Raw genomic sequence first — 14,992 nt, forward strand, 5'->3', positions numbered from 1 at the left:
GCCAGCCTGTGCATCAGGCAGGCAGGCGGACCGGCGCCGCGCGGACGCGACCGCGCGGCGCGGACGCGACAGCGCGGCGCGGCGGGGTTGCCGGACCTGATCTGGATATGTAGGTCCAGATCATGAAGATGGCCGAAGGCGTCGAGTGGGCGCTGCACAGCTGCCTGAACATGACCTGGCTCCCGCCGGACCAGGCGGTCTCGGCGGCTCGCCTGACCGCCTTCTACCAGCTGCCCGTACCTCAACAAGCAGCTCCAGGCCCTGGTCCGGGGCCGGGATGCTCCGCTCCACCCCCGGGCCCCGGGGGCGTCGCCGCGTCCCGGTCCTGAGCCCGCGGTTGTCGACCGACGCCCTCGCGGCCTTGTCATCGATCGTCAAGAACCAGCGTTGGCCTGCACAAACGCAGCCAGCCGTCGATCACTACTTGTCGTTGGTGGTCAACGCCCGGCACGGGTTTTCGGGGGGTAAACGGGGGCGCTGTCCCGATCGCCGGTGCGGACCGGGACGGAACGATCGCGCAGGTTGGTGCCCTGCCGGGGGCACGATTTGGTCTAGCGTTTCCCCTGGCCAACGGCATCATGGCACACACAGGTTCGTGCCCTGGTATGCCGCCTGTCAGGCCCAGTCCAGACAGCGGTAGGTCGGGTACACGGGTTTCCAGGTCGGCTGCGAGAGGGACCTGCACGCGTCAAAGACGCTCGCCAGCCTCCCCGGGGATCCGACCGCCATACCGCCGGACGTGAAGCTCAAGCACGCCGTCAAGGATGAACGCGGGCCCGACCGGATCGGGCCCGCGTTCACCCTTGGTGCGGTGCGACCAGGTTGCTATGCGGCCAGGGTGAGGTGGAAGTGGTTGTCGTGAACCTCGTTGTAGCGCATCTTGTCGTGCCCCGCGTTGGCCCAGGCCCCGATGCCGAGGTTCACCTGCTCCCCGGCCGCGGTGGTGTAGCTGCCGTTCTCCAGCAGGGCCCGGGCCCAGCCCCGGCCCAGCGCGGGTACGCCGGTGCGGCCGGGCATGGCGCGCCCGATGGCGTAGTAGATCCGTACCGTGTCGGCGTTGGCGATCAGGGCGTCGAAGCGCTGCCGGGTCTGGGTGGCCCAAGCCGCCACCCGCGCCCGGGCCTCGGCGTTGCCGGCCATCGCCGCCCGGGTGTCCTCGGCCAGTCGGTAGAAGTTGACCGTCCCGTTGAACCCGGGGTTGTTCGGGAAGTGGTAGACGTGGTAGAGGTCCAGATCTCTGCCTTCGAGGTGCGTCAAATGACCGAGGTCGCGCGCGTGTTCCCCGGAGATGTCGTTGATCCGGGTCACCAGGGCCCGGTTGACGGACAGCCAGTTCCAGGTGGCCCGCGACGTCCAGTCGTCGCCGCCCGGCTCCCGCACGCTGTACCGGTCGAAGCCGTCGGGCATGCGCCACAGCGCGCGGAAGTCCGCTGACAGCAACGGCGAACTGTTGCCGGTCGCGCCGTCGCTCCGCCGCCCGGTAAGCGTCACTTGGTACCGGATGAGGTCGGTGGGCGGCGGCACGCCGGCGATGGTGGACAGCGTCCCGCCGTCGTACGTGACCCGTACCCGCAGGGTGTCGGCGTCCACGACGGTGACCGCCGGATCGGTGATCGGCACGTTCACCACCGTCTGGAGTAAGCTGTTGCTGCCGTTCACCAGGTCGACACGTATCCGCGTGATTTCCACGTTGGCCGCGTGGCTGTAGTCGATGTCGAGGGTGCGTTGGAACGTATTCGTCCCGCCCGTACGCGGGATGCTGAACCGGTCCGAGCGGCCCGCCGCGGGCTGCGGCACGCGGTCGGGGCGGATCGCTCTGACGGACAGGGTGGGTGCGAAGGCGCCCAGCGAGGCGTCCACCTTGGTGGCCCCGCCGGAAGCGCCGATGTTCGTGGAGGTCACGACCAGGGTCAGCGCGATATCGGCGTTCGCCGTCAGCGCGGTTATATTCAGCTCCTGCCGGATCTGGCCGGTGATTCCGCCGAGGAACGGGTCGGACCGCCAGATCGGCGGCGTCTCCAGTTGGGAGTTCACCGCCCGGCTGATTGTGTACAGGATCTGGCCGGATGGGCCGAGGACGGTCACGCTCCAGACGTCGTTGTACTTGCTCTGCGGTAGCACGAAGTGCGGGTACTCGCGGCTCTCCACCTTGTACGCGAGCACGATGTCGCTGGTGCCCTTCGGCACCAGGGCGGTGCCGACGCGCACCTGGGGCACGTCCTGCGCGGCACTGGTGACCACCGCGTAGCCCGGTTGCAGGGCAGCCGCGGCGGTGGCGTCCACTGTGGGTGTGCGGCCGGTGCCCCGCCCGGCGGCCCGTTCCTGGGCGCCGCTCGCCGCCAGCCCGGCGGCAAGGCTCCACGGCGCGACCCCCGCCAGCACGTCGGCGGTGGCGCGCAGCGGCACGGTGAGGGTGTGACTGCCTGCCGCCATGGTGAGGTCGGCGATGGCGTTGAACCACTGGCCGTCGGCCTGCACCGCGGCGCTGACGCCGAACGGGCCGGTCGGCACCTGATCCAAGACCACCCGGCCGGTGGCGTCGGTGGTTACCGTCCTGTCCCGGCTGCCGAACCGCACCGCCACCTCGACCGAGGAGACCGCCAGGTCCGGCTTGGACGGTGGCGCCTGGAGCACCAGTGCCACGCGGGCCAGGCCGCGTACGAACGACATGGTGCCCGCGTACGACAGGCCCGTCGCGTCCACGGCCTCCACGTGCAGCGACACCGTGTCAGAGTGGAGCGCGGCGAGCCTGGCACGCAGCGCGGCCGGGTCGGCGGCCACCACCGCGCCGTCGGCACCGACCCGGAACAGCGAGGTCAGGTCCTGCTCGTCATCTCCGGCCGTGGCCACGGTGACCAACTGCACGAACGCGACCGGGATCGCCGAGGCGTCCGGCGCGCGGAGGAACCGCAGCGTCACCGACGGCGTGGCCATGTCCAACCCGCCGTTGGCCAGCTCGTCCATGGTCAGGGTGCTCGGTTCGTGCACGCCCTCGCCGTCCTGCAGGACCACATGCACGTCGGTGGTCCCACCCGCGACCACCGTCGCCGACGCCGAGCCCGCGGCCAGGGAGGGGAGCACCACGGCCACCTCCGCCGGCCCCGCCGGCCAGGTCACGGTGGCGGAACCGGACCCGTCCGTGGTGCCGGCGACGGTGCCGTTGATCCGCACGAGCGCGGCATCGGGCAGCGCCGAACCGTCGTCGAAGACGGCCGAGATGTGCAGCGTCCCCTCATCCGCGGCGGCCAGGCCGGCCCGGGCGGACCCGGCTGCCGGCAGCGACCCCGACACCAGGACTGTGACGGCGGAGAGCAGCACAGCCGCGCGTCGCCATCGACCCTGCCGCCTCGGCAACCGCAGCCGTGTTACCTCGTTGGCCATGACGCACCTCCGTGTTTCCGCAGTCCCTGCGGAGCATCGACGCCAAGCTCCGTTTCTCCCCGAGACCATCGCACGTGGCGTGGCTATCCAACATCGGTGAAACACGTAACCGCGGTGTCGGGAAGTGACGCCCGCCACTGGGCGGCCGGGTCACCGGGGGTTGAGCCGCGCTGCCGACACCAGCCGTCCGCTGATTCCCGTTGCGCGTCTGAAGTGACCCCTATCGGCCGGACACCTCGATGTCTGTCGGGGACTCTCGGTGGATCTTCTCGTAGGTGTCGGGGCTGACGTTACCCAGGCGGCTGTGCCGGCGGCGAGGGTTGTAGAAGCCTTCGATGTAGGAGAAGACCTCCATCTCCAGTTCGTGCCGTGAGGGCCAGGACCGGGTGTAGACCAGTTCGGTCTTGAGGGTGGCGAAGAACGACTCGGCCATGGCGTTGTCGTAGCAGTCGGCGACCGAGCCCATCGACGCGAGGACACCGCAGGAACGCAGGGTGCGGCCGAACTCGAACGACGTGTACTGCCTGGGTTCCGCGGTCCGAATGGTGAACAAGCTGCTCACGTGCCGGCCTACGGTGCTGGATGGCCATGCCGACCGCGTCGAGGATCAGTTCAGTGCGCAGGTGATCGGCCATCGCCCACCCGACGACTCGGCGGGAGTAGGCGTCCACCACGACAGCGAGGTAGAGGAACCCCTCCCAAGTGCGCAGGTAAGAGATGTCGGCGACCCACAGCCGGTTCGGACCCCGACGTGATCATCCCGTACCGCAAACCCACCGACGGCAGCGACCTACCCGACTGGAAGGCCGACCTCAACAAGCAACACCGCAGGGTCCGAGCCCAGGTCGAACACACCCTGGCCCGCATGAAGAACTGGAAGATCCTGCGCGACTACCGCCGCGCCGCGCACACATTGACCGACACCGTATCCGGCATCGCCCACCTCCACAACATCATCCTCGCCGGATGACACCAACACCGTTGACCAGCAACGCCTTCACCCAGTTACGAGACATCCTTTAGAGATGGAGCAACTGGACGACGTTCGCTCGGCGATCCGGAAATGGCAGCAGCCCACCCCCGGCAAGTCGGGACCTCGACCCACCAGCGACCTGGCCGACATCGTCGACCTCATGCTCGCCACCGGCGCCCGCATCGGCGAGATCCTGGCACTGCGCTGGGAAGACCTAGACCTCGCCGTCGAACATCCCGTCCTCACGATCAGCGGCACCATCATCTACATCAAGGGCAAGGGCTTCTTTCGACAGGAGTGGACGAAGACCGACGCCGGTTACCGGTCAGTCGTTCTGCCCAAGTTCGCGGTCGCGATGCTGCTGGCCCGCAAGCTCAACGCCGCCGACAACCCCAACGACGCGATCTTTCCCTCCCGGCGCGGCACCTGGCTGTCCCCGCCCAACGTGCGCCGCCAGTGGCGGCAAGCCCGCACCGACGTGGGCCTCGACTGGGTCACCCCACACACCTTCCGCAAGACCGTCGCCACCCTCATCGACAAGGAGGCCAACACCGACAGCGCCGCCGCCCAACTCGGACACAAGACGAAGGAGACCACCATGAAGCACTACATCGTCAAGCCCGCCATCGCCCCGGACAGTTCGAGCATCCTCGAACAACTCGGCGGGAGGCCGGAGTCAGGCGATCCCGAGCGCCGCCACCCCGGCCAGAGCCAGACCACATAGACGCGGAGGGCGTGGCTGGCGGCCGACGCGCCGTTACCCGGCCCTGGCGAATCTGGTCACCCGGAGGGTGTTACTGGGGGGTTTTCGGGGGACGGTTCAAAACCACATAGATAACCATCAAGGCCCTGATCAGCTTCTCACTGGTCAGGGCCTTGATTGCTGTGCGCCGCCAGGGACTCGAACCCCGAACCCGCGGCTCCAGATCCCGCAGGAGAGCACCCTGACCAGCACACCCCTGCACGTCCGCGCCGACGAGGCCACCGTCCTCGCCGACGGTCCGACCAGCCTGATCACCCTGCTCGGCGACGCCGGCCAGACCGGCGGCGCACTGACCGCCGACCGGGCCACCCTGCACCGGGGCTCCCCGGGCGCCCCACCGCACCTACACGCCCGGGCCGCCGAGACATCGGTCTGGCGGGCTGGCAAAGCTGGCCCGATCCGGTCCGCGCACGGTAACCGTGCGGATTGCGGAAAACTGGGGTAACCGCGCGGCCGGATCCACCAGCTTGCCGCAATCCGAGCCAGCCCACGCAGGCGGACCGTGCGGCCAGTTCGTCCGAGGCGGCCCCGAGGGCAGCCCGTCGCGGCGGGTGGTGGGGGTCAGGCCGGGACGGCGGCGGGCTCGCGCAGCGGGTCGGTGGCGAAGGCGGTGACCCCGTCGACGAAACCGACCCGGGCGGTGTAGCCGAGCAGTTCCCGGGCGCGACGAGGGTCGGCCACCACGTGCCGCACGTCGGCGGCGCGGGCCCCACCGACCACCTCGGGCGCTGGCCCGCCCATCGCGGACGCCAGCACCGCGGCCAACTCGCCGACGGTGTGCGGTTCACCGGAGCAGACGTTGACCGGGATCAGCGCGCCGTCCGGGGCGGGCGCGGCGAGCGCCAGAAGGTTCGCCCGCGCCACGTCGGTGACGTGCACGAAGTCCCGCCGCTGCCGGCCGTCCTCGTACACCCGGGGCGGGCGGCCGGCGGCGAGGGCCGACCGGAAGATCGAGGCGACCCCGGCGTACGGGGTGTCGCGGGGCATCCGGGGCCCGTAGACGTTGTGGTACCGCAACGCCCAGACGCCACCGCCGGTCTGTCGGGCCCAGGCGGCGGCCAGGTGTTCCTGGGCCAGCTTGCTGGCCGCGTACGTGCTGCGCGGCTCCAGCGGGGCGTCCTCGGGAACCAGGGCTGGTGCGAGCGGGCCGGCGCAGTGCGGGCAGGTGGGGTCGTAGCGGCCGGCGGCCAGGTCGGCGGCGCGGCGGGGGGCCGGGCGGACGACACCGTGCCGGGCGCACTCGTAGCGCCCCTCGCCGTATACCACCATGGAGCTGGCCAGAACCAGCCGGGACACCCTGGCCCGGTGCATCGCGGCGAGCAGCACCGCGGTGCCGTAGTCGTTGTGGCTGGCGTAGTCGGGAGCGTCGGACGGGTCCAGTCCGTGCCCGACCATCGCCGCCTGGTGGCAGACCGCGTCCACCCCGGTCAGCAGCCGGTCGAGCAGCGTCGGGTCCCGGACGTCCCCGACGACCGGGTCGTGCCGGCGGGACCACTCGGGCAGCCCGCCGCCGTGGGCCTGGGGCAGCAGCGCGTCCAGGCACACCACCTGGTGCCCCTGGGCGACGAGCAGGTCCGCGACCTGCGATCCGATGAACCCGGCCGCGCCGGTGACCAGTACCCGCATGCCGGCCAGGCTAGGCCAGCCGGGCGGCCCGGCGGGCCGGTTCGGTGCGGCATGTCAGCACTCCGTAAGAGACCGACGGTAAGCGTTCGGTAATCCGGCGAACCAGGCCGAGGCGCGGCGACGCCGTCTAGCGTCCCGATGGAAGCCGCCGCCGACCGTCCACCAGGAGGATCTGTGCCCGCCACGCCGCCACCACCCGGCCCGGCCGACCCGCGTCCGGAGACCGGCTACGCCGGGCCGGGGGCAGCCGCTGGCGACGCCGGGCGGCCGGCGGCCGGGACCGATGCCGCCGAGCAGACCGGACCCGATGCCGCCGAACAAACCGGGCCCGACCGGCGGTACGCCGCCCCGGCGCGGTGGTGGCGCGCGCTGGACCGACACCGTCCGCCGGGCGCGGACGCCGTCGCCGACGCCTGGCGCAGCCCGGTACGCGGCCCGTGGCTCACCTCGGTGCTCGGCGCGGTGCTGCTCGTGACGCTACCGGTGGTGCTGGTCACCGGCCTGCTCGACTGGATCGCCTACGGCCCACGTCTCGACCAGGCGTTTCCTCGCGGGGTGGGCTGGCTGCGACCGCCGGCGTTCGACTGGCCGGCCCGGCCGGCCTGGCTGTTCCGCCTCACCCAGGGGCTGCACGTGACGCTCGGCATCGTGCTGGTCCCGGTGGTGCTGGCCAAGCTCTGGTCGGTGTTGCCGAAGCTGTTCGCCTGGCCGCCGGCCCGCTCGGTGGCCCAGGTGCTGGAACGGCTGTCGTTGCTGCTGCTGGTCGGGGGCATCCTCTTCGAGACGGTCACCGGTCTGCTCAACGTCCAGTACGCGTACCTGTTCGGCTTCGACTTCTACACCGCGCACTGGTACGGCGCCTGGGTCTTCACGGCGGCCCTGGTCACCCACGTGGTGATCAAGCTGCCCCGGATGGTGGCCGCGCTGCGTGGGCCGGGCTTCCGGCGTACCCCGGTGGCTCGGACCGGGCCTGAGCCGGCGGACTCCGACGGCCTGGTCGCCCGGCGGCCCGGGCCGGCCACGATGAGTCGGCGCGGGGTCCTGGCGCTGACCGGCGGCGCGGCGGCGTTGCTGGCGGCGCTGACGGTCGGGCAGAGTCTGGACGGCCCGCTGCGCCGTACCGCCCTGCTGCTGCCCCGGGGCCGGCAGCCCGGCGACGGGCCGAACGGCTTCCCGGTCAACCGCACCGCCGCCGCGGCCGGCATCCGACCCGAGGAGACAGGCCAGGGGTGGCGGCTGACGCTGCGCGCCGGCGGGCGAACGGTCGACCTGGACCGCTCGGCGCTGCTGGCGATGGCCCAGCACACCGCCCGGTTGCCGATCTCCTGCGTGGAGGGCTGGTCGACGTCGCAGGTCTGGACCGGGGTTCGGCTGCGCGACCTGGCCACGCTGGTGGGCGCGGCGGAGCGGGCCGTCGCCCGGGTCGGGTCGCTGGAACGTACCGGCCTGTTCCGCCAGGCCGCGCTCACCGCCGGCCAGGTCCGCGACCCGGACTCGCTGCTCGCCCTGCGGGTCAACGGGGTCGACCTCTCCCCCGACCACGGCTTCCCGGCCCGGGTGATCGTGCCGGCCCTGCCGGGGGTGCACTGCACCAAGTGGGTCCGCGAGATCACCTTCGCGGGAGTCGACGGTGGTTGAGTTGCGCCGCCGCTACGGCGCGGCGCCCTGGCACCTGCTGCTCCTGCTCGGCTGCTTCGCGGTGGCCGGCTGGATCGCGCTGCGGCTGGCCGGGGAACCGACCGCCGGCCGGATGCTGCTGTGGTTCCTCGGCGCGGTGGTCGTCCACGACCTGGTGCTCTTTCCGGCGTACGCGCTGGTCGACCGGGCGCTTCGGGCGACCCTGGCCCGGGGGCGGCCGTCGACGGGTGGCCCGGCGGCTCGGAGGAGCCGACGACCGTCGGCGCTGAACCACGTCCGGGTGCCGGCGCTCGCGGCCGGGCTGGTCTTCCTCGTGTATCTGCCCGGTGTCCTCGGGTTGGGCGACGGCACCTACTCGGCGGCGACGGGCCTGCAACCCCGGCCGCTGCTGGCCCGTTGGCTGGCGTTGACCGGCGTGCTCTTCGCCGCCAGCGCGGCGGTGTACGTCCTGCGTTGGCTCCGGCAACCGGGACGTGGTGCCGGCCCGGCGGCCGGTGGACCGGGCCCCCGCTGACGGGGCTGTGGACCGGACCCCCGCTGACGGGGCTTCGGGCGGCGAGGCCGGTGGTGTCGGCGTACCGGCCGGACCAGCCGGCCTGCCACGGCGCGCGCCCGCCCCGGCCGCTCGTGGCAGACCGGGGCGGGGCGGGTACGGGGCGCGGTCAGGCGCCGGCCCGGGCGGGGAGACGGTCGGGCAGCTGCGCCGCGCCGGCCGCGCGCTCGTCGGCGGTCGGGGCCTCGGCGGCCTCCGGGGCCCCGTGGTCCTCGTCGAGCATGGTGGCCTCGTCGAACGGGCGCTCGCCGGAGAGTACGGCCCGCGCCTGCTCCCGGTCGAACTCGCCGGTCCAGGTGCCGATCAGCACCGTGGCGACGGCGTTGCCGGCAAAGTTGGTCAGCGCCCGGGCCTCGGACATGAACCGGTCGATGCCGACGATCAGGCCGACCCCGTCGACCAGGTCCGGCCGGTGCGACTGGAGACCGCCGGCCAGGGTGGCCAGGCCGGCGCCGGTGATGCCGGCGGCGCCCTTGGAAGCGATGATCATGAAGACCAGCAGCGACACCTGCTCGCTGACCGACAGTGGGTTGCCCATCGCGGAGGCGATGAACAGTGACGCCATGGTCAGGTAGATGGCGGTGCCGTCGAGGTTGAAGGAGTAGCCCGTCGGCACGGTGATGCCCACGACCGGCCGGCTCACCCCGAAGTGCTCCATCTTCGCGATCAGCCGGGGCAGCGCCGACTCCGAGGATGAGGTGGAGACGATCAGCAGGAACTCCCGGCCCAGGTACCGCAGCAACGAGAAGATCGAGATCTTGGCGACCACCCGGAGCAGCAGGCCGAGCACCACCACGACGAAGACCAGGCAGGTGGCGTAGAAGCCGAGCATGATCTGGGCGAGGCTCTTCAGCGCGTCCACGCCGGTCGCGCCGACGACGGCGGCGATCGCGCCGAACGCGCCGATCGGGGCCACCCACATGATCATCGCGAGGATCTTGAAGATCAGGCGCTGGAGCACCCCGACCGCGCGCAGCACCGGCTCGCCCCGGCTGCCCATGCCCTGCACGGCGAAGCCGACCAGGAGCGCGACCAGCAGCGTCTGAAGCACCTCCCCGCCGGTCAGCGAGGACAGCAGCGAGGTCGGGATGACGCCGAGCAGGAAGTCGACCGTGCCCTCCGCCTGCCCGCCGGCGGCCTGCCGCCCGGCGCCCGCCAGCTCCGAGTTGAGGTGCAGGCCGGAGCCGGGGTGGATCAGGTTGCCGACGACCAGGCCGATGGCCAGCGCGACCGTGGACATCACCAGGAAGTAGCCGAGGGCGAGCCCGCCGACCTTGCCGACCTTGGCCGCCTGGCGCACTGAACCCACGCCGAGGACGATCGTGCAGAAGATGATCGGGCTGATCATCATCTTGATCAGGGCGACGAACCCGGTGCCGAGAGGCTTCAGGTCCTTGGCCAACTCCGGTGCGACGAAGCCGACCACGATGCCCGCGACGACTGCGACGATCACCGCGAGGTACAGGTAGTGGGTGCGGTCCCGGCGGGTCCGCTGCGCAGGTGTGCTGGTGGTGGGGGTCTGCATGGGTGAGACTGTGGCCCAGGTCTCAGCCGGAAGCAGCCTTGCGTTCATTCTGTTCACCGGGGTGCAGTGTCGGCGTAACGACGACCTGATCAGAGGGGGACATGACGGCACGGAAGTGGAGCATCGCGGGGCAACTCTTCGCCCTCCAGGCGCTGGTGGTCACCCTGCTCGTCGGCGCGGGGGCCGTCGGGGCCGCGCTGCTCGCCCGCGCCGACGCGCGGGAGGCCGCCCGGGACGAGGTGCTCGCCGTCGCCGAGACGGTCGCCCGGTCCCCCGAGGTGAGCGCCGCGCTGCGCTCCCCCGACCCGGCGGCCACGCTCCAGCCGTACGCCGAGTCCGTTCGCGTCGCGACCGGGACGAACTTCGTGGTGGTGATGGCCCCGAACCGGACGCGGTACTCCCACCCCGACCCGGCGCAGATCGGCCAGCCGTTCATCGGCGAGATCGGCCCCGCCCTGGCCGGCCACCCGTACACGGTGGTCAACACCGGCACCCTGGGCGAGTCGGTGCGTGCCGTGGTCCCGGTGCGCGGGCCCGACGGCACGGTCACCGGGCTGGTCTCGGTCGGCATCACCACCGAGTCGATCAACCGGAAGCTGCTCGGCCGGGCGCCCGTCCTGCTGGCCGTCACCGTCGTCGTGCTCGTCCTGGCCGGGCTCAGCTCGTGGCTGCTCAGCCGCCGGCTGCGCCGGCAGACCCACGGGCTGGGCCCGGCCCAGATGACCCGGATGTACGAGTACTACGACGCCGTCCTGCACTCGGTCGGCGAGGGTCTGATGGTGGTCGACGCCGACGGGCGGATCGCGCTGGTCAACGACGAGGGGCGCCGGCTGCTCGGCCTGGATCCCGACGCGCCGCTGGTGGACCGGCCGGTGACCGGGCTCGGCCTGCCCCCGGCGCTGGTGGAGTTGGTCGGCGCGGGGCGGCCCGCGCACGACGAGCTGATCCTCACCCGGCAGCGGTCCCTGGTGGCCAACCAGCGCCCCACCGAGCTCGGCAATCGGGTCCGCGGCACCGTGCTGACCCTGCGCGACCACACCGAGCTGCGCGCGCTCAGCAGCGAGCTGGACTCCGTGCGAGGGCTCACCGAGGCCCTGCGCTCCCAGGCGCACGAGGCCGCCAACCGGCTGCACACCATGCTGACCCTGGTCGAGCTGGGCCGGATCGACGAGGCGGTCCGGCTGGCCACCGAGGAGTTGGCCCTGGCCCAGCGGCTGACCGACGAGGTGGTCGGGGCGATCGCCGAACCGGCGCTGGCCGCGCTGCTGCTCGGCAAGTCCGCCCAGGCCGCCGAGCGGGGCGTGGAGCTGACCGTCGACCCGGATTCCCGGCTCCACGTGGGCGCCCTGCCCACCACCGATCTGCTCACCGTCGTGGGCAACCTGGTCGACAACGCCCTGGAGGCGGTCGCCGCGGCGGCCCCGCCCCGGCGGGTCCGGGTGCGGGTCACCGAGTCCGACGGCGAGGTGCTCGTCGAGGTGGGCGACAGCGGGCCGGGGCTGCCGCCGGAGCAGGTGGCCGACGCCTTCCGCCGCGGCTGGTCGACGAAGCGACCCGGTCGTGGCCTGGGGTTGGCCCTGGTCGGCCAGGTCATCGCCCGGCACGGCGGGCGGTACGAGGTGGCCGTCGCCCCGGAGGGCGGCAGCGTGTTCCGGATCCGGCTCCCGATCGGGGCGCGCACGTGAGCGACGAGATCCGGGTGCTCGTCGTCGAGGACGAGGAACTGATCGCGCAGGCGCACCGCGCGTACACCGAGCGGATCCCCGGGTTCCGGGTGGTGGCGGTGGCGCGCACCGCCCGGGAGGCGTTGGCGGTGCTGCGCTCGGGTGACCGGGTGGACCTGGTGTTGCTCGACTTCCACCTGCCCGACATGCACGGGCTGGAGGTGTGCCGGGCGATGCGGGCCGCCGGCAGCTCCGCCGACGTGCTCGCGGTCACCTCCGCGAGGGACCTGAGCATGGTGCGCGCGGCGGTCGCCCTCGGCGTCACCCACTACCTGCTCAAGCCGTTCACGTTCGCCGCGTTCCGCGACAAGCTTGAGCGGTACGCGGCGTACCGGGCGCAGGCGTCGGCCGGCGGCGCGGTGGCGGCGCAGCACGAGGTCGACCGGATGTTCGCCACCCTGCGCGGCACCGCGCCGGACACCCTGCCGAAGGGTCTGGTCGCGGCGACTCTCGACGCGGTGCTGGACGCGCTGCGCAGCCGGCCCGGCCAGTCGGCGTCCGAGGTGGCCGAGCGCACCGGGATGTCCCGGGTCACCGCCCGGCGCTACCTGGAACACCTGACCGACACCGGTCGGGTGGACCGCAGCCCGCGATACGGCACCCCCGGCCGCCCCGAGGTGGAGTACCGTCCCACCTGAACGGCGGGTGCGAGCGGTTCGGCTCGGTCCGCACCCGCAGCCGGTCAGCTCGGCTCCCGGTCGTGGGTCCACGCGGCCAGCCAGCTCTCGTTCTCCTGCGTGATCGCCTCCTCGCACGCCCGCACGAACGCCGCGACGGCGGCCGGCGAGCGGTCGGCCGCCGTCTCCCACTCCGCCAGCAGGGCACGCAGCCGCCGCGCGGTCGCCAGGTACGACACGACGAGATGCTCGTACCGGGCGGCGGAGATGTGCGCGGTGATCGACGCACCCACCACCGTCACCGCCGAGACCCAGACGCCGGCGCCGGCGGCCCCGGTGGTGGCGGCGACCGCGCCGAGCACCGCGCCGGCTGCGGCGATCCCGAACTCGGCGGCCCGGAACCGCGTGAGCCGGCGCTGCTGGCGTGCCGCGCCGGCGCGGTAGTAGCCGTCGATCTGGGGACGGAGCCGGTGGGCGAGGTAGTCGTCCACGTCAGCGACGGCGGGAACGGGGGTGTCCGGGTCGGGTGCGCCGAGCGTCATGCCGGCGAGGTCGGCGACGTCGTCGGCGACGGCCGTGGCGAAGGCCCACAGGCGAGCGCCCCGGTCCGGCCCGGCGTACGGCTGCGCGCCGGTGAGGAAGAGGTAGACCTGCGCCTTCAGCGCCTCGCTGACGGACCGGACCCGCGTCCACGCCTCGATCCGGTCGCGCCCCAGGCGCGAGGCCCGCACGACCGGGACCAGGGCGAGGGCAACCGCGCCAGTGGTGGCCAGCGCCCGGCCCGGAGCACCGTCGAGGCCCACCTGGACGGCCGCGGTGGTCAGGACCGCACCGCCCACCGCCGCCGCGAGAGCCGCGGTCCGCCAGAACGCGATGCTCCGCTTGGCCGTGCCCGCGGCCCACGACCAGCGCCGGTGCTCGCGCCACACCGCACTCACGGCGGACCTGTCGACCTGCTCCACTGCGCACCCCCTCTGCCTCGGGCCCCGGCCGCCGGGAGGCACCGGCTGCGTGACGCAGCCAGGCCCGGTCCGGCGGCGGGCCGGCGGCCCGAGTGGCCGCGCCCCTCCTCAGGATGCCGATCGGGATCAATGCCCGGCGTCCGCCGGTCGGCTTGGCCGGCTGTCCCGGCGGCCACCCCCGGCAGGTGACGACACGGGCCGGGCCGGGGCCGGCGTCGTCCTTGCCAGACCATCCGACCTATCCACTACTGTGGATATTTCTGAGCCGGGCACGATCGGGCGCCGGGCAGCCTCGATCGACACATCCGTCCCATCGGCCTTCCGGAGGACACTTCCATGAGAGCGAAGCCCAGACTGCTCGGCACCGCCCTGGCGGTCAGCGCGCTGACCGCCCTGGCGGCAGTCTCGGTCCCCACGCCCGCGTCGGCGGCCACCCTGACCCAGGTGACCAACTTCGGCGCCAACCCCAGCAACCTGCAGATGTACCTGTACGTGCCGGACCGGGTCGCCCCGCGCCCCGCGCTGGTGGTGGCGGTGCACTACTGCACCGGCTCGGGGCCGGCCATGTACTCCAACACCCAGTTCGCGTCCCTGGCCGACCGGCACGGCTACATCGTGCTCTACCCGTCGGTGACCCGGAGCAGCAAGTGTTTCGACGTCGCCTCGCCGCAGGCGCTGCGCCGCGACGGGGGCAGCGACCCGGTCGGGATCAAGTCGATGATCGACTACGTGCGGGCACGATACCCGGTGGACGCCAACCGGATCTTCGCCACCGGCATCTCCTCGGGCGCGATGATGACCAACGTGCTGCTCGGGCTCTACCCGGACGTGTTCGCCGCCGGCTCCGCCTACTCCGGCGTGCCGTTCGGCTGCTTCGCCACCACCAACGGCTCCGAGTGGAACAGCGAGTGCTCCAACGGCCAGCTCATCAAAACCCCGCAGCAGTGGGGTGACCTGGTCCGCGACGCGTACCCGGGGTACACCGGCAAGCGCCCCCGGATGCAGCTCTGGCACGGCACCGAGGACGACGCGCTGCGCTACCAGAACTTCACCGAGGCCGTCAAGCAGTGGACCAACGTGCACGGGCTGAGCCAGACCCCGACCTACACCGACACCCCGCAGCCCAACTACACCCGCACCCGGTACGGCGGCAGCGGCGGCACCGCCCCGGTCGAGGCGATCAGCATGCAGGGCGTCGGACACAACCTGCCGGTGGACGCCGCCCAGGCG

At 72.5% G+C, this 14,992-nt stretch carries 9 protein-coding genes and 3 pseudogenes; 7 read left to right on the forward strand and 5 right to left on the reverse strand.

All coding sequences use genetic code 11. From position 1 onward, the window contains the following. Nucleotides 1–825: 825 nt before the first annotated feature. Both E1193_RS12870 and E1193_RS12875 read right to left on the reverse strand, forming a co-directional pair. Nucleotides 826–3,381, reverse strand: coding sequence for a hypothetical protein (locus E1193_RS12870; RefSeq protein WP_132183416.1), 2,556 nt, complete (start codon nt 3,379–3,381; stop codon nt 826–828). 220 nt (nt 3,382–3,601) lie between these two features. Next, a pseudogene (locus tag E1193_RS12875) lies at nt 3,602–4,127 on the reverse strand (IS3 family transposase); the annotation flags it as partial. Between the two features lie 5 nt (nt 4,128–4,132). Here E1193_RS12875 and E1193_RS12885 point away from each other — a divergent pair. Beyond that, nucleotides 4,133–4,351 (forward strand): annotated as a pseudogene (locus E1193_RS12885) (transposase family protein); the annotation flags it as partial. Between the two features lie 49 nt (nt 4,352–4,400). Next, nucleotides 4,401–5,078, forward strand: a pseudogene (locus E1193_RS12890) (site-specific integrase); the annotation flags it as partial. Nucleotides 5,079–5,678: 600 nt separating this feature from the next. Here the strand turns inward: E1193_RS12890 and E1193_RS12900 are convergent. Beyond that, the gene (locus E1193_RS12900; protein WP_132183419.1) at nt 5,679–6,743 is read right to left on the reverse strand and encodes an NAD-dependent epimerase/dehydratase family protein; all 1,065 of its coding nucleotides are present in this window, start codon (nt 6,741–6,743) and stop codon (nt 5,679–5,681) included. Between the two features lie 174 nt (nt 6,744–6,917). Here E1193_RS12900 and E1193_RS12905 point away from each other — a divergent pair, with 174 nt between their 5' ends. After that, the gene (locus E1193_RS12905; protein WP_243707572.1) at nt 6,918–8,381 is read left to right on the forward strand and encodes a molybdopterin-dependent oxidoreductase; all 1,464 of its coding nucleotides are present in this window, start codon (nt 6,918–6,920) and stop codon (nt 8,379–8,381) included. Beyond that, nucleotides 8,374–8,895, forward strand: a complete 522-nt coding sequence (locus tag E1193_RS12910; protein WP_132183420.1) for a hypothetical protein — start codon at nt 8,374–8,376, stop codon at nt 8,893–8,895. Before E1193_RS12905 ends, E1193_RS12910 begins: the two co-directional genes overlap by 8 nt. Nucleotides 8,896–9,043: 148 nt before the next feature. On the opposite strand, the gene E1193_RS12915 is transcribed toward E1193_RS12910, so the two are convergent. Next, the gene (locus tag E1193_RS12915; RefSeq protein ID WP_132183421.1) at nt 9,044–10,459 is read right to left on the reverse strand and encodes a cation:dicarboxylase symporter family transporter; all 1,416 of its coding nucleotides are present in this window, start codon (nt 10,457–10,459) and stop codon (nt 9,044–9,046) included. Between the two features lie 101 nt (nt 10,460–10,560). Between E1193_RS12915 and E1193_RS12920 the strand changes: the two genes are divergently transcribed. Beyond that, entirely contained in the window at nt 10,561–12,144 is a 1,584-nt protein-coding gene (locus E1193_RS12920; protein ID WP_132183422.1) for a sensor histidine kinase, read from the forward strand. Continuing rightward, a complete protein-coding gene (locus E1193_RS12925; protein WP_132183423.1) occupies nt 12,141–12,821 on the forward strand; it encodes a response regulator in 681 nt (226 codons plus the stop codon). The genes E1193_RS12920 and E1193_RS12925 overlap by 4 nt, the downstream gene beginning before the upstream one ends. A gap of 44 nt (nt 12,822–12,865) precedes the next feature. On the opposite strand, the gene E1193_RS12930 is transcribed toward E1193_RS12925, so the two are convergent. Then, the gene (locus E1193_RS12930; protein WP_165945722.1) at nt 12,866–13,738 is read right to left on the reverse strand and encodes a DUF4231 domain-containing protein; all 873 of its coding nucleotides are present in this window, start codon (nt 13,736–13,738) and stop codon (nt 12,866–12,868) included. 360 nt (nt 13,739–14,098) lie between these two features. Here E1193_RS12930 and E1193_RS12935 point away from each other — a divergent pair. Then, nucleotides 14,099–14,992 (forward strand): PHB depolymerase family esterase (locus E1193_RS12935; RefSeq protein WP_132183425.1); only part of this gene is annotated, 894 nt, incomplete at its 3' end.

The sequence above is a fragment of the Micromonospora sp. KC606 genome (genome assembly GCF_004348675.1).
GTDB lineage: Bacteria > Actinomycetota > Actinomycetes > Mycobacteriales > Micromonosporaceae > Micromonospora.

What these genes read in the sequence shown, in the direction of transcription:
- E1193_RS12870 (WP_132183416.1), bottom strand. Translation starts at nt 3,381, where the DNA reads ATGGCCAACGAGGTAACACGGCTGCGGTTGCCGAGGCGGCAGGGTCGA.
- E1193_RS12900 (WP_132183419.1), bottom strand. Translation starts at nt 6,743, where the DNA reads ATGCGGGTACTGGTCACCGGCGCGGCCGGGTTCATCGGATCGCAGGTC.
- E1193_RS12915 (WP_132183421.1), bottom strand. Translation starts at nt 10,459, where the DNA reads ATGCAGACCCCCACCACCAGCACACCTGCGCAGCGGACCCGCCGGGAC.
- E1193_RS12920 (WP_132183422.1), top strand. Translation starts at nt 10,561, where the DNA reads ATGACGGCACGGAAGTGGAGCATCGCGGGGCAACTCTTCGCCCTCCAG.